The organism is Winogradskyella sp. MH6, from assembly GCF_022810765.1.
Classification (GTDB): Bacteria; Bacteroidota; Bacteroidia; order Flavobacteriales; family Flavobacteriaceae; genus Winogradskyella.
The window spans coordinates 3,332,844-3,353,357 of record NZ_CP094494.1 but is presented as its reverse complement, the minus strand read 5'-3'; the positions used below and the strand labels follow the sequence as shown (position 1 = coordinate 3,353,357).

Below are 20,514 nucleotides of genomic sequence, written 5' to 3'. Positions count from 1 at the left end.
TTTTAAAAATAAACTTGTTAAGCGAATACCTAGTGTTCAGCAACGTATTGTGCGGTTTCATTCAGAAATAAGTGCTAGGAGATATATGAAATCTTTATTGGCAAAAAGAGATTTGCCTAAATTAAGTGCTGAAGAAATTAATGAAGCTAAATCTTTTTTTAAAGCAAGAGGTTATAAATTAAAGAACACTTATTGGCACAGATACTATACTGGTATTAATGGTCAATTCCACAAAGACTATATTCCTTACGATATTTTTAATCCTACAATTAACCCTAAGCTGAATCAAAGAACACAATGGCCAGCATTACTGGATAAAAATTTTACTTATAGTTTATTTAAGGAGTTTAATCAGCCCAAACGTATTGTCCAGAATATAAATGGTTTCTATTACATAGACGATAAAATTGTTAGTCTGCAAAAAGCGGTCGAAGCTTGCCAAGCTATCACGGGAAAATTAATAATTAAACCAACTATAGATACCGGAAGTGGAAAAATGGTCAATGCCTTTAGTATTGTTAATGACAAAACCACATATAAGGATTATAGTATTGAAAAAATGTTTGGGTTGTACAGGAAAGATTTTGTGGTTCAGGAATTTCTTGAGCAAAGTGATGTATTGAAATCGCTAAATCCTTCGAGTTTAAATACCCTTCGTGTTGTATCTTACTTAAATAATGATGGAGTACATATATTAACTTCTGTATTACGAATAGGTAAGTTAGGAAGTTCAACAGATAATTTCTCAACAGGTGGTCTTTTTTGCGGAATTTTAGATAACGGTGCATTAAAAGGTAAAGGCTACAGCCCTAAAGGAAATGTTGTAACAGAAACTTCTACAGGTGTATGTTTAAAAGATTGTAAAATACCTAACTATGAAAAAGTGCAGGATATGATAAGATCTATGCACTATGTTGTGCCTTACTTTAAAATTATTTCATGGGATATAGGAATAAACAAGTTCGATGAGCCTTTCTTAATAGAATATAATACACATAGGCAAGGTATTGATTTGCAAATAGCAGCAGGACCTTTGTTAGGAGATTTTACAGACGAAATATTAGCACTTGCATTAAAACGTTCTTAAGCTTTTTTGTAGTTGTTAACTACTTTCCTTCTTTTTCCAGAAGATAGTGGTGGAATTTCATCAACATAGGTAATGGTAACATTAGAATCGTTACCAAAGTCAGATTTTATACTGGCAATTAAGTCATCTTCAAATTCAAAATTATTGCCTTGTAGATTGAGTTTTACTTCATAGTCTTTCTCACCTTGTTGAATAAACTGATACTGCTTTAATAAATGGTAATAATTGTAAAATTTAGTATATACAACAAATGAAGACACAATGTTACCTTTAGAATCATGGATAACGTCCATTTTACGACCTTCAATTTGTTCTAATACAAAAACACCATCATTATTTAGTCCAAGTTTAGCAATATCTCCTGTATCGTATCTAATTATTGGCATCGCATAATTAAATAGATCTGTAACTACAATTCTTCCAAACTCACCTGTTTTTACAGGATTATCATTATCTATGTTTAAGATTTCAACATGGTAACTGGCATGATTGATGACAAAGTTATTGGGTGATTTTATAGTTTGTTGTGCAATCATACCTACTTCTTCACTAGAATATCTTGAAAGTACTTGGGTGTCTAAGTGTTTGCCCAATGTTTCTTTTGTGTAAGGGTTTAAATATTCTGAGTTTGCTATAGCAGCTATAATTCCGGTATTTTTTAAAAAGATGTTTTTTCTTTCTAAGTATTGAGCAATCATTTCATAAGAAGAAGCAAAACCTAGCATGGTTTTAGATTGCTTGTCTTTTTTTATAAGATCTATAAAGGCTTCAATTCTTTCATCGGTCATTCTAGAGATGTCAAACTGAACAGCATTTTGTAACAACGCTTTTAATTTGCCCTTTTCATTGTGTCCACGCCAAACCTCAAGTTCATATAATCTATTACCAACTTTAAAGTTTGAAGCATTAAAAAAGTATATAATGTCAGCATGGTTTCTGTTTCGTTTCCCTTGGTTTTGATACAAGAAAAAAGGAACTCCGGTAGAACCGCTTGTAGAGACTTTAAAGTTGTCTTTGTCCTTAAATTTATATGATTGAAACTGTTCAAAGCTATCCTGTATAGTCGTCTTTCTTATTACAGGAAAATCTGAAATAGTTTTTGCAGTTTTATAAGAGCTATAGAAAGGAGTCGTTTCAACAGCGTGTTTTATGAGGTTGTTAATGTGCGTTTCCTTTATTTGCTTTGCTTTGTCAGAATTGGGGTGTTTTATGCCAAGTTCTACTTCTTTTAGTTGTTTTTTTATAAGTCCACCCTTAAGATTGTCCAAAGCCCAAAAAGCTTTATTTCGTAGGGTGTTAAGAAGCATGAGACATTTTTTTGATGAAATGCTTGGAACACGTTTTTTTATCCTTAATCGTATTTATTGGAACTCCATAAGCCAATTTAAAATCTCCTATAGATTTCAAAACTAATGAAGCTCCTCCTATTGTGGTATGGTCTCCAATAGTTACTCCTTGGCTTACTGATGCACTTAGGCAAATAGAGGAACAAAATCCAATGTTAACGTTTCCTGCGATGGTTACACCAGAGGATAAGCTTGAAAAATCAGACATTACAGAGTCATGCCCTAATGATGCTTTTGTATTTAAAAGACAGAATTTACCAAGCTTAGCATTAGCGTTTACGATTGTGCCTGCCATTAATACGGCACCTTCAGGAACCAAGATATCTTCTGCTAAAATTGCACTTGGATGTACAATGGGTACGAATTCAATTTTTGGTGCTATTTTTTTGATACTTCTGTAAATACTTAATCTTAGGTCATTATCACCAATACCAATAACAATACCCTCAACATTAAATTTTTTAATTAAATCAGAAAGTGAGTCTAAGTTTCCTATAACTGTATGACCGTATACTTTAGAATTCAGGGGTTTATAAGAATCTATAAAACCAATGAGATTGTAATCATTATTCTTAAGAATAATATCTACAATCATTTTAGCATGGCCAGAAGCACCATAAATTAATATATTTTTCATCTCATTAGGTTTTGACAAATTGATTAGTTAAAGGTCAACAATCTAATTGTCAAAGTAGATTTGGTTACGGTTCGAAGATATTTAATCAAGACTAAATAGAGCAGTAAACACGCTAAACAGTGTAATTTCACCCATAAAATGTTAAAATCTTGAGCTATTTAGAGCTATTTTTGCACAAAATTCTGATATTTTAAAACTTCAGAAATGTAAATTTATGGCATTCAACAGACCTTTTTCAGTAAATATTCAACCCAAAAATCTAGCAGTTAAGCTTAACTCAAAAGGAGAGCAATCTGTGGTAAAAGGTCATCCTTGGGTGTTTTCTAATAGCATTGTAAAGATTAATGACGATGCCAAAACAGGCGATTTAGCTATTATTTTTAGCAAGAATAAGAATAAAGTTATTGGCATAGGTTTGTATGATGCAAATTCGCCAATACGTATTAAGATCATTCATAATGCGCAGACAAAAGCTATTGTTAGTTCAGAGTTTTTTCAACATAAAATAGAAGCCGCTTACCAAAAACGCCAAGAACTTCTAAAAACCAAAACCAATAGCTACAGATTATTATTTGGTGAAAATGATGGCTTTCCAGGTTTAATTGCTGATGTTTATGATAAAGTTTTAGTGGTAAAACTGTATTCCGAAATATGGTTGCCATATCTACAATGGATTTTAGAAAGTCTTCAAATGACCTCAAAATCTGAAACCATAGTACTGCGATTAAGCCGACAATTAGAAAACAGCAAACATCATAATTTTACAGATGGTGAAGTGGTTTACGGCAAGCTTAAAAACGAAGTTGTTGAATTTATTGAACATGGTGTTCGTTTTTCTGCAAATGTTTTAAAAGGTCATAAAACAGGTTATTTCCTAGATCATAGAGCCAATAGGAAAAGAGTAGGCGAGCTAAGTAAGGGGAAAACAGTTTTAGATGTGTTTTCATATGCAGGTGGATTTTCTGTACATGCGTTAGCCAATGGAGCAACAGAAGTTACAAGCTTAGATATTAGTAGGCAAGCATTGGATGTTGCCAGAGAAAATGGAAAATTGAATGCGTATTCCGGAATCCACAAAACCATTTCTGGAGATGCCTTTCAAGAAATGGAAAATCTTATTAAACACAAAAAGACCTTTGATGTAGTTGTTATAGATCCACCAAGTTTTGCCAAGCAACAGAGCGAAATAGAGTTGGCAAAAAAGAAGTACAAACAACTAGCGGAATTAGGAGAAAAACTTACCGCAAAAAAAGGGTTGTTAGTGTTAGCCTCTTGTTCATCTAGAGTAACAGCTCAATCGTTTTTTGATTTAAATCAAAACGCATTAAATGCACAAGGGAGGTTATATGATACCGTTTTAAAGACCAAGCACGATATAGACCATCCTGTTACGTTTCCTGAAGGAGCGTATTTAAAATGTGCTTATTATCGCTTTTTGGAATAAAAGTGTTATGCGTGCATAATATTTTTTATATTTGAATAAATTAATATAAAATGCAAACAAAACTAACCGAACTACTCAATATAAAATACCCAATAATACAAGCACCAATGTTTTTGGTGTCTAATGTAGCCATGGTCACAGAAGCCATGAAATGTGGTATTGCAGGCTGTATTCCAGCTTTAAATTACAGAACTTTAGAAGAGTTAAGAGCTGCCATTAAAGCGTTAAAAGCTAACAAGGTCGATGGTGGTGCATTTGGTTTTAATTTGATTGTGAATAAATCTAATCCCAAAGCCAAAGAGCAACTAAGGGTTATTTGCGAAGAAGGTTGTGATTTTATATTAACATCTTTAGGTAGCCCAGAGGAAACCATTAGAGAAGCGCATGCGGTCGGAATTAAAGTGTTCTGTGATATTACCGATTTAAGATTTGCTCAAAAGGTTGAAGCTTTGGGAGCAGATGCCGTTGTCGCTGTGAATAATGAAGCAGGAGGACATCGAGGTAACTTATCTCCAAAAGATTTAATTTCTACACTCGTTGAAAACTTAAAAATACCTGTAATCTCAGCTGGTGGTGTAGGTCAAAAATCAGACATTGATAAAATGCTTAGTTATGGTGCTGTGGGTGTATCGGTTGGTAGTCCTTTTATAGCATCTGAAGAAGCCAGTGTTACCGATGAGTATAAGCAAGCTTGTGTAGATTATGGTGCAAAAGATATTGTAATGACAGAGCGCATTTCTGGTACTCCGTGTACAGTTATCAACACACCTTATGTACAAAAAATAGGTACAAAATCTACTTGGATAGAAAATCTCCTCAACAAAAACCGAAAGCTTAAAAAGTGGGTAAAAATGATACGCTTTTCAATAGGTATGAAAGCGACTGAAAAAGCAGCTAAAAAAGCGACCTATAAAACGGTTTGGGTTGCAGGACCAAGTATAGAGCATACCAAAGAAATACTACCAGTAAAAGATATTGTAGCTAAGCTTATCAATTAAAGGAAGCTAATAATTCTTCTCTTTTTTTCTTTTTGCGTTTACCTGTAAAAATATTAAAGGTATAACTTGCGCTTAGTCCACCTAGCATTGTAGAAATCATTTCACTGTTATCAAACTTTCCTGTAATAATATTGCCATCGTAAAACTCTTTGGCAAAACCAGCTAAAGAAGATAAACCGAAACTGTACCAAAAGGCTTTACTTTTATTTTTGGTTTTAGAATAAACGTAAGCGTAAGTTCCGCTAGAGATAGCAGCACCAACAGCAAAATGTAAGCCATCGTCTTCTAAGGTTACCTGAGCAGAGCCTGTATTAAAAAAGAGAAGTGTGAAGAATAAAATTATAATTGTTCTCATGGTAATAATAGATTGGTTGGCTATAATGTAACCGTTTTGGCTAGAAACCCTTAAAATTCTCGGCAGGACTAATATTTTTACGATAAAAGCGCTAATTTCGCTTTAGTTTATTAGATATTTCTGAAAGAGTTTGAAGACTACCATACATACAAAAATGCCATTACTCATACTAATTGTCTTAGTATGTTCTTGTTCAACATCATCAGCAATTAAGTCTGGTGATATTGTCTTTAGAGGTGCTTCACAAAGTGATTTGTCTGAAGCCATTAATGAGGTAACACAAACCGAAAAAGCTACAAATTACACACACATGGGCATTTGTAGTGTTGAAAACGATACCGTTTTTGTTTACCACTCAGATTTGGGCAAAGGTGTGGTAAAAGAGTCTTTAGAATTGTTTTTAAAGCCTGATGATGCTTCAACTTATACAGCAGATGTATACCGAATTAAAAATAGTACCAAACCACAAGTAGAAAATGCCATTTCTAAAGCTAAGGACTTACTTGGTGAGCCTTACAACGTCACCTACATTTTAGAAGACAAAGGCTATTACTGCTCAGAGTATATCTACGAATTGTTTAAAGAAGACTCTGTTTTTACGCTAGAACCAATGACCTTTAAAAACGTTGAAACCAATACCTTTCACAACGGTTGGGTAACACACTACAAAGAGTTAGGCATAGAAATACCAGAAGGCAAATTAGGCTGTAACCCAAATGGTATGGCAGCATCTGAAACTTTAGATTTTATAAAGCGTTTACAATGATGTTTAAAACTACGTAAAGTTACGTATTGACTTATTGGTTATTAAACTCTAACTTGCTTACTTGTACTGAACTCGTTTCAGTATCAAATGATATAGTTCATTGAAACGGAACTATATCTTAACGTTGTATGCAATTTAAACCAAGCCAATGAGCATATTTAAAATTAAAGAAAATAAGAAGCCATCTCTAATTGGAAAAATCCTGAAAAGAACACCGAAAGAAAACGCTCTGATTGAAATCAACAACCTTTTTGTTGAAAATGAAGATGACTTGACCAAAGTAAGTTTAGAGCAAATTCAAGAAATAGCGGATAAATACAAACTCAAATTAAATAAAAAGTTCAAAGCTCTTCGACTTAACTTGTTTAGAAAATATATTCACCATTGTTTGGAAGACCACGTAATTGACGAAGATGAAATAAATACTTTTTTGCACTTGAAAAAATTACTGCATTTAACAGATGTGGAAATTAAGCAAGTCTTGAATTTTGAAACAAGAAAATTATACGACCAAGAAGTAAAAAGTGCTATTTCAGATGGAATTTTAACGCAAGAGGAAAAAGATAATCTTGAATTGCTTAAAAAAAATCTATTGCTTAATGACCAAGTTGCGGATGACATTTTGCAAACCAATTCAAATAAAGTTTTGACCGACTTTATAAATCAAGCAGTTTCAGACGAGCGATTGAGTGACGAGGAATTCGAAAAAATGAATGAGATTTCTTTAAGTCTTGGAATTGAGCCAAAACTAAATCAAAGAACAAAAGAAAATCTCGAACGCTATCGGCTTTATTGGACTATTGAAAACGGAGAATTACCGATTTATGAAAATCCACCAATTAATATTCAAAAAAGCGAAAACTTGTACTTTATGGCTAACGTAAATTGGCAAGAACAAAGACGAGTAACAAAACGAATAAATTACGGAGGACCAACAGCACGAATAAAAATTGCCAAAGGAGTTTATTATCGAATGGGTAGTATTTCAGCAAAATCAGTTTCAGAAGATGTTTGGCAAATTATTGACAGCGGAAATATTTACCTGACAAATAAACGATTGATTTTTATGGGTTCGAGAGGAAACAAAACAATCCGACTAAATAAAATATTAGACATAACACCATATAAAAACGGAGTTGACATTCAGAAAGATGCTGGAAAAAGCCCGTTTTTGGAATTTAATACAAATGTGGACATTTTTTCAATGATGCTTGTCCGATTAATGAATGAACTATAAAAAACTGCATATAACATTGGCTATAAGTAATTGCTCGTCCTCGTCTATTTTTGAAAATCCTCGCCCTAAAAATGACATAGACAAAAACCAATTAAATAATCACTAAACAAGCAAGATTATGAAACATCTAACCAACCAAAAAATTTTGTCCGTAATGCTTTTTGCATTAGTTCTAGGGTTCCAAAGTTGTAAACAACAACCTAAGGAAGACATTAAAGACGTAGAAAAAGAGGTTACCATTAAAGCTGAAAAGCCTGAGTATTTTCTGTTAAGGCCAGATGTGGAAAAAGCTTATGGGTATTCTCACGCTGTAAAAATTGGAAATGACATTAAAATATCTGGAGCGGTAAGTATGGATGATGAAGGTAATCCAACAGCTGTTGGTGATATAGAACAACAAATGAAAAACTGTTATGCTGACTTAGAAAAAATATTGAAGCACTTTGGCTGTACTTTTGATGATGTAGTTAAAGAAGATATTTTTACAACAGATATGGCTTCTATGCTCGAAAAATCTGCTTATAGAGCCGAAGTATACAAGAACGGTTTTCCTACAGGTTCTTGGCTAGAAGTAAAGGGGTTAGCGCTTCCTGAGTTTATGGTAGAAATAGAATTAGAAGTGCATAAATCGGAATAGCGTTACAAATGTTTAGAGTTAAATCTTTGGCACTGAATTTGTTTGTAACAAAGCACAAGATTTTACTACTAATAAGTAAAACAACGTTTAACTTAAAAAAGAAAAATTATGATTCAGTATAAAGGAGCATTAGTTTTAGGAGCATTAATTGGTGCTGCAGCAGGTGTTTTATTAGCGCCAGATAAAGGCAGTGTTACCAGAGATCATCTTAAAAAAGAAGGCAAGGATATAAAAGACAAACTTGTAGATGACTTTACAGAAGTAAAAGAAGATTTGTCTAAAGCCGCAAAATCTGGTAAAGACAAGTTTAAAGAAGACATGAAGGACTTTGCCTCAAAAGCGAGTTACAAAACAGAAGAAGCCATTACCTTTTTAGAAAAGCAATTGGCTATTCTTAAAGAAAAGAATAAGACCTTACAGCAAACAAGTTAGTAATAGAAGCCACAATGTAGTTGTGGCTTTTTTTTTATGTTATTGAGAGTGGTAGCGTGGCAATCTTTTGAATTGAAGTTTTATGATGAGATTACCACGTCATTCGTGCCTCATTCCTCGTAATGACATCCTGTGCGTCAGTTCGAGTGGATTTTATGAGTGAAAGGAATAAAATTTGTATCGAGAACCGATAAAAAAAACTTCTCGATACGATTTACTCATGCTTCGTAAATCACTCGAAGTGACGTTACGCTTGCTCAACAACTTTAAGCAATTCCACTTTTATACCTGGCCACTCTTCCTTTAAAATACCATAGCAGCAGGTATTACGTCTGTAGCCATCTTTCATAGGGACGTCTTTGCGTAAAATACCTTCTAAAGTCGCTCCGAGTTTTTCAACAGCGCGTCTCGATTTGTTGTTCCTATCATCTACCCTGAATTCTACTTTTTCAAATTCAAGCGTTTCAAAAGCATACTGAAGCATTAAAAATTTCATATTAACATTCAATCCAGTGCCTTGAAATTCGTGCCCAATCCATGTCCAGCCAATATGCAGCAGTTTGTTTTTCCAGTTGATGAGTCCAAAACGAGTTGAGCCAGCATAGGTTTGGGTTGCTTTATCAAATACAATAAACGGAATAACGATTTTGTGATAGTAGCCATCTACAGCCAATTGCACATAATCCCTTAGTTTTTTTGGTGTAGAAATATCAGAAGGCGAGTAGTAGATAAGATCTTTTTGCTGCGCAATAGTTTCTAAATGTTTGTAATTACTTAAATCTAGCAGACTAAGTTTTACACGGTTGTTTTCGAGAGTTGGTGCTGTCATGGTCTATTCCCATGAAAATGGGATTTTTTTATTTATTATATCGTCAGTTCGAGTGTTTTGTGTCATGTTGAGCGCAGTCGAAACCGATACAAAATGTATCGAGAACTATAGTAAAATTGCTTCTCGATACAATTTACTCATTCTTCGTAAACCACTCGAAGTGACGTTATCATTAAACCAAATCATTAATATAATCTACATTAACCACATGCTTTCCTTCAAACGGAAGAATCTCTAATCTATCACCAAATAACTCATCCGCACGTTGCGACTCTTGTGCTATACGTTCAGCATCTAAATATTCGTCTTCGGTACCGTAAATGAGTTTTACTTTAGTGTCTTTAGAAAGATGCTCAAAGTCTTTAGCGGTTAATTCTTTAGGAATACCTCCAGAGTGCAGCACCAACTGAGAACATTGTAATTGTCGTTTAGCCAAATAGCGCATAGCAACACTCACGCCTTGTGAGTAACCCAATACGATAAAGTTGACATCTTCAGGAATGTTTTCAGCTTCAAACACCGCATCAAAATAGTTGAGAATGTTCTTCATGCCACTTTCGGTATTATCTCTTGTTAACCAATTAGCACCAACATGCATTTTTGGTTGTATGTAATATTTGCTTGGTGCTTGTGGAGCTATAAAATAGTTGTCTTCAGCATTTAGGTGTTTAAAATAGCGTAAAAAGTAACGACTTAGATAACCCATACCATGGCACACAAACCACACGTTTTTAGTATGTTCGGTTAATGTGTTTAAAGTAGAGTAGGAGTTGCACGTTTTATATGTGATTTCTTTTTCTTCTGAATTCATTATTCTTAGTAGTTTCAGTATTTTTGTGTTAAATAATTAATTACCTCGCGGCAAGCCTAAGAGGTATTAAAAGGATACAATTTTAAACATTTCGACGTAACTATCGGAGTATTTAAACCTCGATTATCGAGTAAAAATAAAGGTTTTATATGCAATTATCTAAGGAAATGATTTTGGCTAAGGCCAACGAAGTCTCAAAAAATACTTTAATGGAAACTTTAGATATAGAGATGGTAGACTATGGCGAGGATTTTTTGGTTGCCAGAATGCCTGTAACACCAAAGGTGCATCAACCAGATGGTGTGTTGCATGGTGGCGCAACAGCAGCTTTGGCAGAGAGCGTTGGTAGTTTTGCATCTCATATTTTTACAGATTTAGAACAGTATTTTGTGAGAGGTTTAGAGATTACAGCTAATCATTTAAAGAGTGTAAAAGAAGGCTATGTGTACGCTAAAGCCACTTTTTTGCATAAGGGTCGTACCACGCAATTGCTAGATATTAGAGTAACGGACGAGCATGATAATTTAATCTCAGTTTGTCGATTATCTACCATTTCATTACCGCTTAAAAAGTAATAAATGACCCAAGATTCTTTTTTTGAAACTTTAGAGCAGCAGTATAAAAATCAATTACCTTTTGTAGTTTATAGTAGAGCCATTAATTCTGTAATTAAATGTTGGCTGCAAAATGATGCTGCTTTGCATACAACTTCAGATTTTTCAGAAAGTGGTTTTGTGTTTGCTCCTTTCGACTTAAATAATAAAAGTATACTACTACCTGAAAGAGATTGTGAGCATCTTACTTTGGAAATCTCTAATCTAGATTTAGATGAAGACTTTAAAACTTCATCTATAGAAAGTAAAGGTGAAGTAGCTCATATAAAGCTTGTTACCAAAGGTGTTGATACGATTAAGAATGGAGATCTAGAGAAAGTTGTTCTATCTCGAAAGGTTGAAAAAGACTTAGAAAACGAAAATCCATTTACAATTTTCAAAAGACTTTTCAATACCTACAAAAATGCGATGGTGTACTGTTGGTATCATCCAAAAGTTGGATTGTGGCTAGGAGCAACACCAGAATTATTATTCAAGGTTGAAGGGAAACAATTGACCACAATTTCTTTAGCCGGAACTCAGCCTTATGAAACAGACGCTGAGGTAACTTGGACTAGCAAAGAATACAAGGAGCAACAAATTGTAACTGACTATATCACCAAACAGATAGAACCTTACACGATTACTATAAATGTTTCTGAAGTTGAAACTGTAAGAGCTGGAAATCTCTTGCATCTAAAGACTTATATTCATAGTCGAATAAAACGTGAGAGTAGCTTAAAATCTATTATTAAAGCCTTGCATCCAACACCAGCAGTTTGTGGTTTTCCAAAAGAAACATCCAAACAGTTTATTCTTAAAAATGAAAATTACAATCGAGAATTTTATACAGGATTTTTAGGTGAACTGAATTTGAAAACTTCCAAAACCAGAAATACTAACCGACGAAATGTTGAGAACAATGCGTATGCTGTAGTAAGAACACATTCTAATTTTTATGTTAACCTGCGCTGTATGCAACTAAAAGGTCATAGAGCAATGATATATGTTGGTGGAGGTATCACAAAGGATTCCATACCACAAAAGGAATGGGAGGAAACGGTAAACAAAACCAAAACTATTGCTAACGTTTTAAGTTAAAACGAAGAGAATCCTTATCTTTGTTATTTGATGAAATACTCTAAAATTCCCTTATCCCAAACGGTTGTTACGTTATGCAAAACGCATAATGTAAAGCATATAATTATTTCGCCAGGAAGCCGAAATGCACCATTAACCATAGGTTTTACGCACGATGAATTTTTCAACTGCTATAGTATAGTAGACGAGCGCTGTGCTGCTTTTTTTGCACTTGGTATCGCGCAACAATTACAAGAGCCAGTAGCGTTAGTTTGTACTTCTGGTAGTGCGTTACTTAATTATTATCCTGCAATTTCTGAAGCGTATTACAGCAATATTCCATTATTGGTTTTATCTGCAGATAGACCAAAACATTTAATAGATGTAGGAGATGGACAAACCATAAAACAGAAAAATGTTTATGGAGAACACGTCTTGTATAGTGCAAATCTAAAGTTAGATTTAAAAGATAAAGAGCAAAAGTCTACAGACGATGAGTTGCCAATAATGCGAAGTATAGAGAATAAGTTAGAGCGATTCTTAGGATTACAAAAAGACATACAATCGCATAACGAATCTGAAATACATGATGCTATAACCATATCAAGATTAAAATCTGGACCAGTTCATATCAATGTTCCTTTTGATGAACCGCTTTATGAAACGGTAGATGAATTGAGTATTAACCCTAAACCATTTAGTATAGCAGACCGAACAGAGAAGATAGACGATTTTGAAATAAAGAGTCTGTTGGATGTTTGGCACTCAGCAAAACGAAAGATGATATTGGTTGGTGTGCTGCAACCAAACTCTATAGAAGAGCAGTGGTTACGAGAATTAGCAGATGATGATAGTATATTGGTTTTTACAGAAACCACTTCAAACTTGCACCATCCTGATTTTTTCCCAGGAATCGATAAAATGATAGCTCCACTTAACGAGGAAGAATTTCAGTCGCTACAACCAGACATTCTATTGACTTTTGGTGGTATGATAGTTTCTAAGAAGATTAAAGCTTTTTTAAGACAATACAAACCAGAAGATCATTGGCATGTAGATTTGTTTAATGCTAATGACACGTTTTTCTGTTTAGACAAACACATCAAACTAACACCTAACACGTTTTTAAAAACGTTTTTACCACAAGTAACACATCATACAAAAAGTGACTATAAAACCAATTGGTTAAAGGTGAGACAAAAGCGTAGAAAGCTTCAGGATGATTATTTGAAGACGATTCCTTTTTCAGATTTTACGGTCTTTAATACGTTGCTAAAGAGCGTTCCAAAGCAAAGTCAATTACAATTAGGTAATAGTTCTGCAATACGTTACGCACAACTATTTCAGCTCAGAAAAAATATTGCAGTGTTCTGTAATAGAGGTACAAGTGGTATAGATGGTAGTACAAGTACAGCAATTGGAGCAGCTTTAGCTAATACACAGCGCACAACATTTATTACAGGTGATTTAAGTTTCTTCTACGATAGCAATGCACTTTGGAATAATTACATTCCAAAAAACTTCAGAATCATTGTTATAAATAATGAAGGTGGCGGTATTTTTAGGATTTTACCTGGGCATAAGAATACCGAAAACTTTGATACGTATTTTGAAACCAAACATCATTTAACAGCTAAGCAACTCTGCGAAATGTATGGTTTTGAATATTCTATAGCTTCAGATGAAAAATCTTTAGATGAAGCATTGGAAAAGTTTTATAATGGTTCAAAAAAGCCAAAACTCTTAGAGGTTTTTACTCCCTCAGATACTAATGACAAGGTGCTTTTAGATTATTTTAAATTCATAAAGTAATCTTATCGTTAATTATCAATAAGATGTGACTTCTTCTCTTTTTAGGTGTCTAAAAAATACTTACCTTTAGAGGACAATTTATTTAACCTAAAACAAATAGAAAAATGAGTAAAAGAGACGAATTAATTGCGAAATACGCAGCTGATTTAAAAGACAAATGTGGTGTGAATCCAGATATGGATTTATTAACTAAAGTTACTGTAGGTTTAGGACCTTCAATTTACAATGCAGATTCTTCAACTGTTTCTGGTTCTGACGAAAGCGAATTAGCAACTGTAAAGAACAATTACTTAATTAAGAAATTAGGTCTAAGTGAAAGCGATGATTTAGATGGAGCTATTGCTTCTGTAATGGAGACATATGGTCAATCAAATAGAAATAAATACAGAGCTGTAGTATATTATTTATTATGTACTCATTTTAACAAAGCTTCTGTTTACTAATAGAATTTAGTTTATAAAATATAAAGGCCTTTCTATTTAAGAGAGGCTTTTTTATTTCTGAAACTTTCTACTTTTCACAAGCAACTTATTTCTACCTTTGCAGCATGATACATTTAGGAGAATACAATACATTAGAAATACTAAGAGATACTGAACCAGGATTATTTTTGGGTGATGGAGAAGATGGTGAAGTTTTATTACCAAATAGATATGTGCCAGAAGCATTTGAAATAGGTGATAAGCTAGAGGTTTTTGTGTATTTAGATAATGAAGAACGACCAGTAGCAACTACAGACAAACCATTTATTAAAAAAGGTGATTTTGCATTATTGCGTTGTAACCAGGTTACCAAGTTTGGTGCTTTCTTAGATTGGGGTTTGGTAAAAGAATTGTTTTGCCCATTTAAAGAACAGGCTTTTAAAATGAAAGCTGGTGGCTGGTATTTAGTGTATTGTTATTTGGATGAAGAGACAGAGCGTTTAGTAGCATCTAGCAAAACCAATCGTTTTTTAGATAATAAAGAACTTACTGTTAAGCAGTTTGATGAGGTAGATTTAATAGTATCACATCCTTCAGAAATAGGTATGAATGTTATTGTTAATAAAAAGCACTTAGGCTTAGTATTTAAAGATGAAATTTATAAAGACATAAGTGTAGGTGATAGACTGAAGGGAATCGTTAAAAAAGTACGACATGATAATAAGTTAGACATATCTCTTAGTCAAATAGGTTACAGAAACATCGAACCAAATGCAGAGCATATACTTAACGAGTTAAAAGATAATAGTGGCTTTTTACCTCTGCATGATAAATCTAGCCCAGAAGATATAAAGGATCAACTGCAGATGAGTAAAAAAGCATTTAAAAAAGCAATTGGCTCTCTTTACAAAGACAGATTAATAACAATAGAAGAAAAAGGTATTAGGTTAGTTTAATATATTGGCTAATACAATTTTCTACTTCTTGCTATATAGCATATATTAAAGACTTGAGAGTGTATTCTCTACCCAATTTATGGCATCATCAAGATTCCTAAAAGATTTTCTATTGAATGTAAAAAAGTGATCTTCTATTTCAAATACCTTTTCAGTTATTGGGTTGTGGGCTACAACTGCGTAAGCTTTTAGGTTAGGAAACATTTTATTAAACTTATTGGCATCTGAAAGATTTATAGAATAAGAGTTTATTCTATTAGAAATAAAACCAAAAGGTCTGTTTTCGAATTGAGTTTTAATAATGTTTGTAATTTCACTAAAGTTTTCAAAATTGAGATCTACACCTTCATCAAAGACTGCTACCAAATATCTATGATTAAAACGGAGTTCACCTAACTCAACTTTTAAACTTGTAAAATTTGTATTATTAATCCTAGGGGATGTAATCATAATAATAAAAATTCAGCGACAAATATAGTATGTGAGTAAAATAAATTCAAACTAAAATTAGAGTTTAGGCATTATTATTAATTCCTTATTTTTGCTATCAAAATTTTAAAGAATATGAGCCATATAGATTGGAAAGTTGCCAAATCTTATGAAGATATTACCTATCATAAATGCAATGGTGTAGCAAGAATAGCCTTTAATCGTCCAGATGTCAGAAATGCGTTTCGTCCAAAGACAACTTCAGAACTTTATGATGCATTTTATGATGCTAATGAAGATGTAAACATAGGTGTTGTATTGTTAAGTGCCGAAGGACCTTCGTCAAAAGATGGTATTTGGAGTTTTTGCTCTGGAGGAGACCAAAAAGCCAGAGGTCATCAAGGTTATGTAGGTGATGATGGTTACCATCGATTAAATATTTTAGAAGTTCAACGCCTCATACGTTTTATGCCTAAGGCTGTTATTGCTGTAGTACCAGGTTGGGCTGTTGGTGGTGGTCACAGCTTACATGTTGTATGCGATTTAACACTTGCTAGTAAAGAACATGCTATTTTTAAGCAAACAGATGCTGATGTTACTAGTTTTGATGGTGGATATGGTTCTGCATATTTAGCAAAAATGGTAGGTCAGAAAAAAGCGCGAGAAATATTCTTCTTAGGGCGAAATTATTCTGCTCAAGAAGCTTTTGAAATGGGTATGGTTAATGCAGTTATTCCACACCAAGAGTTAGAAAGTACAGCTTACGAATGGGCTCAAGAAATACTGGCAAAATCACCAACATCTATAAAAATGTTGAAGTTTGCAATGAATCTTACAGACGATGGTATGGTTGGGCAACAAGTATTTGCAGGAGAAGCTACACGCTTAGCATACATGACAGATGAAGCAAAAGAAGGTCGTGATGCATTTTTAGAAAAAAGAAAACCTAACTTTCCAAAAAAGTGGATTCCTTAAAATAAAAGGCTTAATAAAACCACATGAAAAAAATTAAACCTTGGCTTTCTGCCATGAGGCTTAGAACCTTGCCGCTCTCTGTTTCTGGAATTATTTTAGGAACTTGCTTTGCTATCTATAATGGGCACTTTAGTTGGTGGGTTTTGGTATTAGCCATCTTAACAACTATAAGTCTTCAAATACTATCTAATTTAGCAAATGATTATGGCGATGGTGTTAAAGGTACCGATAATGATGATAGAGTAGGACCAAAAAGAGCCATACAAAGTGGTATCATTACACCAGACGAAATGCTAGATGCCATTAAGTTTAATATAGTGGTAGTTATTATACTCACATTGTCATTAATTATGGCTGCTTTCGGTCCAACCAATTTCTTATTCTTATTGCTCTTTGTTTTTTTGGGAGGTCTATCAGTTTACGCGGCTCTAAATTATACCATGGGAGATTCACCTTACGGTTACAGAGCATTAGGAGATGTTTTTGTATTTATATTTTTTGGGCTAATAAGTACTTTGGGTAGTTATTTACTCTATATGCATACCATAGATCACGTTGTTTTATTGCCTGCTATAGCCTTAGGGTTATTAAGTGTAGGCGTTTTAAATCTAAATAACATGAGAGACATTGATGCAGATGCCAATGTTGGTAAAATTACAATAGCCGTAAAGTTGGGCATTAGTAGAGCTAAACGATACCACTATTTTCTCATAACTGGAGCGATGTTAGCTTCTGTAGTTTTTTCAATTTTTTATTACGTAGAAAACTCGTATAATTTTCTGTATTTGATAGCTTTTATTCCATTATTAATTCACCTTAAAAAAATAAAAGCAGCAAAAGAACCTGACGATTTTGATAGTCAATTAAAAGTATTGGCATTATCTACATTTCTTTTCGCATTATTGTTAGGTGTTGGGTATGTTTTGTATTAATTAGTTAATAGACATATTGTACTAGGATGAATAATATGTAAAAGGATTTTTCTTTGAACAGTAGCTAAGTTTTTATTACATTGAAAACGTAATTATTTAAAACTTATAAACCCTATTAATGAAGAATCTATTATCGATTGTCCTCTTTGTGACAATATGTTTTGTAAATGCCCAAGAAACCAAATTACAAGTAAGTGAAAGTGAAGAGTATAAAGATGATGTAAAGTCTACCGAAATTTTAACCATTCATACCACCAAAGAGGGATTAACAGGAGTTGTAAGAGAAAGTAAACGAGATATTTTATTTGATGTTTTTGATAAAACCCTTGCTAAAACACATCAAGTCGTTATAGAAAGCGATAAAAAGGAGCGTTATGTTGGAGAAGTGGTTTTTGGAGATGAGATAAAAGTTTTTACGGTCTACTCACCCAAGGTTAAAGAGCGTATAGTTTATTGCCATGTTTTTAATATTAAATCAGGTACCCATAGTAAAAAGACACTTTTTGAAGCTAATGTAGCCAAGAAAAGATATTTATTTTCTGGAAGAGGTGAGCGCCAAACAAGCTTTAATTTATCACCTAATGGAAAATATTTGGCGATAGCAACAGACAATATCTATAAAGATGTTAATGACTATGCAATTAGAGTTTTTGATGCTAATAGTTTAGAGCTTTTATTTACCAAATCTTACCAAAAGCATGATAAAAAATATTTTAAGCATAACGATATTTCTGTAACAGATAATGCCGAGGTTTATGTATTAGGAAAACTGTATAAAGATGGTAAGAAAGAAAAGAAAAAAGGTGAGGCCAATTATGATTTTATTTTAAATAAAATAACAGAGAATGATAACAAAGAATTAGTTATCAGTATTGCAGACCAACATATTAGAAGTCTCAATATAACAGATTTAAAAAATCAACTACACCTTATTGGTTTCTATTCTGAAAAGCGTACTGGAAAAATAAAAGGTGGTTGTAATTTTATAATTGATTCCGAAAATTTTTCAGTTTCTAGTCAGAAAAATTATGAGCTTCCTATTGATGTTTATGAAGACCTATATGGAGATAAAAGAGGTGACAAAAAGAAAGGTAAAGAGCTTAAGAATTTTTATGTAGACTATATTTTAGAAGACTCTGATGGTAATACTTACTTATTGGCTGAAGAATTTTATATAACACAAACCTATGTTTCCACAGGTATGAATGGTGGTTATTGGCAAACAGTTTATCATTATGATGATATATTAATATTAAAGTTTGGTGCTTCAGGTGGATTAGATTGGGGAAGAAGTATTTTTAAACGATCTACGACGCCTTCATATAATGCATTTGTAAAAAATAATGAACTGCATGTACTGCTTAATTCAGGAAAAAATCTTTTAGAAAAGAAAGATGGTAGAACAAAGGTATCTAAAGGTTTCTTTGAGTCCTCTTCGTTATATGACATCGTTTATGATAATTCAGGAGAGGTCATTTATAGCAAAATACAAGACAATAAAGGTAAAACATTCTATTTGCCATTTTATGGTACTTATCAAGATGAAACTTTTATTATGATGAGTGATAGACGCAAGAAAAAACAGTTTATGATATTAAAATAACATTTAGGTTATGAAAATTACATTTTACGGTCATGCCACATTGGGTATTCAGATTAAAGATATCCATATTTTAGTTGATCCTTTTATTACTGGTAATGAAAAAGCTTCAGAAATTGATATAGAGCAGATTAAAGCCGACTATATCTTATTAACACACGCACATCAAGACCATGTTTTAGATGTAGAAGCTATTGCCAAACGAACAGGAGCAATCATCGTTTCTAATTTTGAAATTGTAACCCATTATCAAAACTTAGGTTTTGAAGGTCACCCAATGAATCATGGTGGTTCGTGGGATTTTGAGTTTGGTAATGTGAGATATGTTAACGCTATTCATACATCATCTTTTCCTGATGGAAAATACGGTGGACAACCAGGTGGTTTTATTATAGAAGGCGAGCACAAAAATATATACATAGCTGGTGATACCGCATTAACTATGGATATGAAGTTGATTCCATTACGTACAAAGCTAGATTTAGCTATTTTACCAATTGGAGATAACTTTACTATGGGAGTTGAGGATGCAATCTTAGCAAGCGACTTTCTAGAGTGCGATAAAGTATTAGGTTATCACTTTGATACTTTTGGTTATATAGAAATAGACCACGATGAAGCCAAGCGCAAATTCTTTGAAAAGGATAAAGATTTAATGCTGTTAGGTATCGGTGAGAGTGTAGAGTTGTAAAAAATGACCAGGAAAGAATTCTTATTTGTTATTTGGAAAAAGGCAATTAGGCCAATTCTTTTTATAGGAGTCATATATTTCACAATAGACTTCCTTTATAAATTATACATTGATGAAGGTGAGGTGGTGAGTACGTTAATCATAGGTGTTTTTTTACTTTTATTACTTTACTCAGCAGTTCATCTTCTAAATATAGTTCTTGATTATTTTTCAGTGCAATTAAAGTCAATTCTCCCTGAAAAAGTAAAGGTTTGGTTCAAGTTTATCTCTAAATTATTTAGATTCTTGCCACCTATATTATTGGGTATTGCTATTTATCATCTGTGGAATAAAGATAGGTTAGCAGTTTGTTTTATGGGTGCTTACTTTATATATGAATTGTATAGGTTAACAAAAAATGGAAGAGAGAAAAAAGATGTTTTAGACATTGCTAATTAGAAAAGTT

Annotated in this window: 23 protein-coding genes; 17 read left to right on the top strand and 6 right to left on the bottom strand. The window is 33.1% G+C overall.

Features of this window, described 5'->3' with window-relative positions; translation table 11 throughout:
- Positions 1 to 85 precede the first annotated feature (85 nt).
- Positions 86 to 1,087, top strand: coding sequence for a sugar-transfer associated ATP-grasp domain-containing protein (locus MST30_RS15035; RefSeq protein WP_243472230.1), 1,002 nt, complete (start codon positions 86 to 88; stop codon positions 1,085 to 1,087).
- Here the strand turns inward: MST30_RS15035 and MST30_RS15030 are convergent.
- Together MST30_RS15030 and MST30_RS15025 are read right to left on the bottom strand one after the other, a co-directional pair.
- Positions 1,084 to 2,394, bottom strand: a complete 1,311-nt coding sequence (locus MST30_RS15030) for a phenylacetate--CoA ligase family protein (protein WP_243472229.1) — start codon at positions 2,392 to 2,394, stop codon at positions 1,084 to 1,086. The two genes, MST30_RS15035 and MST30_RS15030, sit on opposite strands and share 4 nt — an antisense overlap.
- Positions 2,384 to 3,070, bottom strand: a complete 687-nt coding sequence (locus MST30_RS15025) for a NeuD/PglB/VioB family sugar acetyltransferase (RefSeq protein WP_243472228.1) — start codon at positions 3,068 to 3,070, stop codon at positions 2,384 to 2,386. The genes MST30_RS15030 and MST30_RS15025 overlap by 11 nt, the downstream gene beginning before the upstream one ends.
- 214 nt (positions 3,071 to 3,284) lie before the next feature.
- Between MST30_RS15025 and MST30_RS15020 the strand changes: the two genes are divergently transcribed.
- Together MST30_RS15020 and MST30_RS15015 are read left to right on the top strand one after the other, a co-directional pair.
- Positions 3,285 to 4,514 (top strand): class I SAM-dependent rRNA methyltransferase, encoded by a 1,230-nt coding sequence (locus MST30_RS15020; protein WP_243472227.1) that lies wholly within the window; start codon positions 3,285 to 3,287, stop codon positions 4,512 to 4,514.
- A gap of 50 nt (positions 4,515 to 4,564) precedes the next feature.
- Complete coding sequence (locus MST30_RS15015; RefSeq protein ID WP_243472226.1) at positions 4,565 to 5,512, top strand: NAD(P)H-dependent flavin oxidoreductase; 948 nt, start codon at positions 4,565 to 4,567, stop codon at positions 5,510 to 5,512.
- Here the strand turns inward: MST30_RS15015 and MST30_RS15010 are convergent.
- The gene (locus MST30_RS15010; RefSeq protein WP_243472225.1) at positions 5,505 to 5,867 is read right to left on the bottom strand and encodes a YfiM family lipoprotein; all 363 of its coding nucleotides are present in this window, start codon (positions 5,865 to 5,867) and stop codon (positions 5,505 to 5,507) included. The genes MST30_RS15015 and MST30_RS15010 overlap by 8 nt on opposite strands.
- Before the next feature lie 154 nt (positions 5,868 to 6,021).
- Here MST30_RS15010 and MST30_RS15005 point away from each other — a divergent pair, with 154 nt between their 5' ends.
- The 4 genes from MST30_RS15005 (at position 6,022) to MST30_RS14990 (ending at position 8,939) form a co-directional block, all read left to right on the top strand.
- The gene (locus MST30_RS15005) at positions 6,022 to 6,633 is read left to right on the top strand and encodes a YiiX/YebB-like N1pC/P60 family cysteine hydrolase (RefSeq protein WP_243472224.1); all 612 of its coding nucleotides are present in this window, start codon (positions 6,022 to 6,024) and stop codon (positions 6,631 to 6,633) included.
- Between the two features lie 148 nt (positions 6,634 to 6,781).
- Positions 6,782 to 7,870, top strand: coding sequence for a hypothetical protein (locus MST30_RS15000; RefSeq protein ID WP_243472223.1), 1,089 nt, complete (start codon positions 6,782 to 6,784; stop codon positions 7,868 to 7,870).
- Positions 7,871 to 7,988: 118 nt separating this feature from the next.
- Positions 7,989 to 8,507: a RidA family protein gene (locus MST30_RS14995; protein WP_243472222.1), complete on the top strand. Its 519-nt coding sequence runs from the start codon at positions 7,989 to 7,991 to the stop codon at positions 8,505 to 8,507.
- A 108-nt stretch (positions 8,508 to 8,615) separates the two neighbouring features.
- Positions 8,616 to 8,939, top strand: a complete 324-nt coding sequence (locus MST30_RS14990; protein ID WP_243472221.1) for a YtxH domain-containing protein — start codon at positions 8,616 to 8,618, stop codon at positions 8,937 to 8,939.
- A gap of 247 nt (positions 8,940 to 9,186) precedes the next feature.
- On the opposite strand, the gene MST30_RS14985 is transcribed toward MST30_RS14990, so the two are convergent.
- Both MST30_RS14985 and MST30_RS14980 read right to left on the bottom strand, forming a co-directional pair.
- On the bottom strand, positions 9,187 to 9,768 hold the full coding sequence (locus MST30_RS14985; RefSeq protein ID WP_243472220.1) for a GNAT family N-acetyltransferase: 582 nt from the start codon (positions 9,766 to 9,768) through the stop codon (positions 9,187 to 9,189).
- Between the two features lie 172 nt (positions 9,769 to 9,940).
- The gene (locus tag MST30_RS14980) at positions 9,941 to 10,579 is read right to left on the bottom strand and encodes an alpha/beta hydrolase (RefSeq protein ID WP_243472219.1); all 639 of its coding nucleotides are present in this window, start codon (positions 10,577 to 10,579) and stop codon (positions 9,941 to 9,943) included.
- A gap of 149 nt (positions 10,580 to 10,728) precedes the next feature.
- Here MST30_RS14980 and MST30_RS14975 point away from each other — a divergent pair, with 149 nt between their 5' ends.
- The 5 genes from MST30_RS14975 (at position 10,729) to MST30_RS14955 (ending at position 15,442) form a co-directional block, all read left to right on the top strand.
- Positions 10,729 to 11,154 carry a PaaI family thioesterase gene (locus MST30_RS14975; protein ID WP_243472218.1) on the top strand — a complete coding sequence of 142 codons (426 nt, stop codon included), beginning with the start codon at positions 10,729 to 10,731 and terminating at the stop codon, positions 11,152 to 11,154.
- A 3-nt stretch (positions 11,155 to 11,157) separates the two neighbouring features.
- Positions 11,158 to 12,273, top strand: a complete 1,116-nt coding sequence (locus MST30_RS14970) for a chorismate-binding protein (RefSeq protein WP_243472217.1) — start codon at positions 11,158 to 11,160, stop codon at positions 12,271 to 12,273.
- Between the two features lie 30 nt (positions 12,274 to 12,303).
- Complete coding sequence (gene menD, locus MST30_RS14965) at positions 12,304 to 14,064, top strand: 2-succinyl-5-enolpyruvyl-6-hydroxy-3-cyclohexene-1-carboxylic-acid synthase (protein WP_243472216.1); 1,761 nt, start codon at positions 12,304 to 12,306, stop codon at positions 14,062 to 14,064.
- A 104-nt stretch (positions 14,065 to 14,168) separates the two neighbouring features.
- Positions 14,169 to 14,507, top strand: coding sequence for a DUF2853 family protein (locus MST30_RS14960; RefSeq protein ID WP_243472215.1), 339 nt, complete (start codon positions 14,169 to 14,171; stop codon positions 14,505 to 14,507).
- A gap of 104 nt (positions 14,508 to 14,611) precedes the next feature.
- Positions 14,612 to 15,442 carry a CvfB family protein gene (locus MST30_RS14955; protein ID WP_243472214.1) on the top strand — a complete coding sequence of 277 codons (831 nt, stop codon included), beginning with the start codon at positions 14,612 to 14,614 and terminating at the stop codon, positions 15,440 to 15,442.
- A 45-nt stretch (positions 15,443 to 15,487) separates the two neighbouring features.
- Here MST30_RS14955 and MST30_RS14950 read toward each other — a convergent pair whose 3' ends face one another.
- Positions 15,488 to 15,892 carry a hypothetical protein gene (locus MST30_RS14950; RefSeq protein ID WP_243472213.1) on the bottom strand — a complete coding sequence of 135 codons (405 nt, stop codon included), beginning with the start codon at positions 15,890 to 15,892 and terminating at the stop codon, positions 15,488 to 15,490.
- A gap of 114 nt (positions 15,893 to 16,006) precedes the next feature.
- Here MST30_RS14950 and MST30_RS14945 point away from each other — a divergent pair, with 114 nt between their 5' ends.
- The 5 genes from MST30_RS14945 (at position 16,007) to MST30_RS14925 (ending at position 20,507) form a co-directional block, all read left to right on the top strand.
- Positions 16,007 to 16,846 carry a 1,4-dihydroxy-2-naphthoyl-CoA synthase gene (locus MST30_RS14945; RefSeq protein WP_243472212.1) on the top strand — a complete coding sequence of 280 codons (840 nt, stop codon included), beginning with the start codon at positions 16,007 to 16,009 and terminating at the stop codon, positions 16,844 to 16,846.
- Between the two features lie 23 nt (positions 16,847 to 16,869).
- Positions 16,870 to 17,778: a 1,4-dihydroxy-2-naphthoate octaprenyltransferase gene (menA, locus tag MST30_RS14940; protein WP_243472211.1), complete on the top strand. Its 909-nt coding sequence runs from the start codon at positions 16,870 to 16,872 to the stop codon at positions 17,776 to 17,778.
- 118 nt (positions 17,779 to 17,896) lie between these two features.
- Positions 17,897 to 19,381, top strand: coding sequence for a hypothetical protein (locus tag MST30_RS14935; protein WP_243472210.1), 1,485 nt, complete (start codon positions 17,897 to 17,899; stop codon positions 19,379 to 19,381).
- A gap of 10 nt (positions 19,382 to 19,391) precedes the next feature.
- A complete protein-coding gene (locus MST30_RS14930; RefSeq protein ID WP_243472209.1) occupies positions 19,392 to 20,069 on the top strand; it encodes a metal-dependent hydrolase in 678 nt (225 codons plus the stop codon).
- Positions 20,070 to 20,072: 3 nt separating this feature from the next.
- Positions 20,073 to 20,507: a hypothetical protein gene (locus tag MST30_RS14925; protein ID WP_243472208.1), complete on the top strand. Its 435-nt coding sequence runs from the start codon at positions 20,073 to 20,075 to the stop codon at positions 20,505 to 20,507.
- Positions 20,508 to 20,514 lie beyond the last annotated feature (7 nt).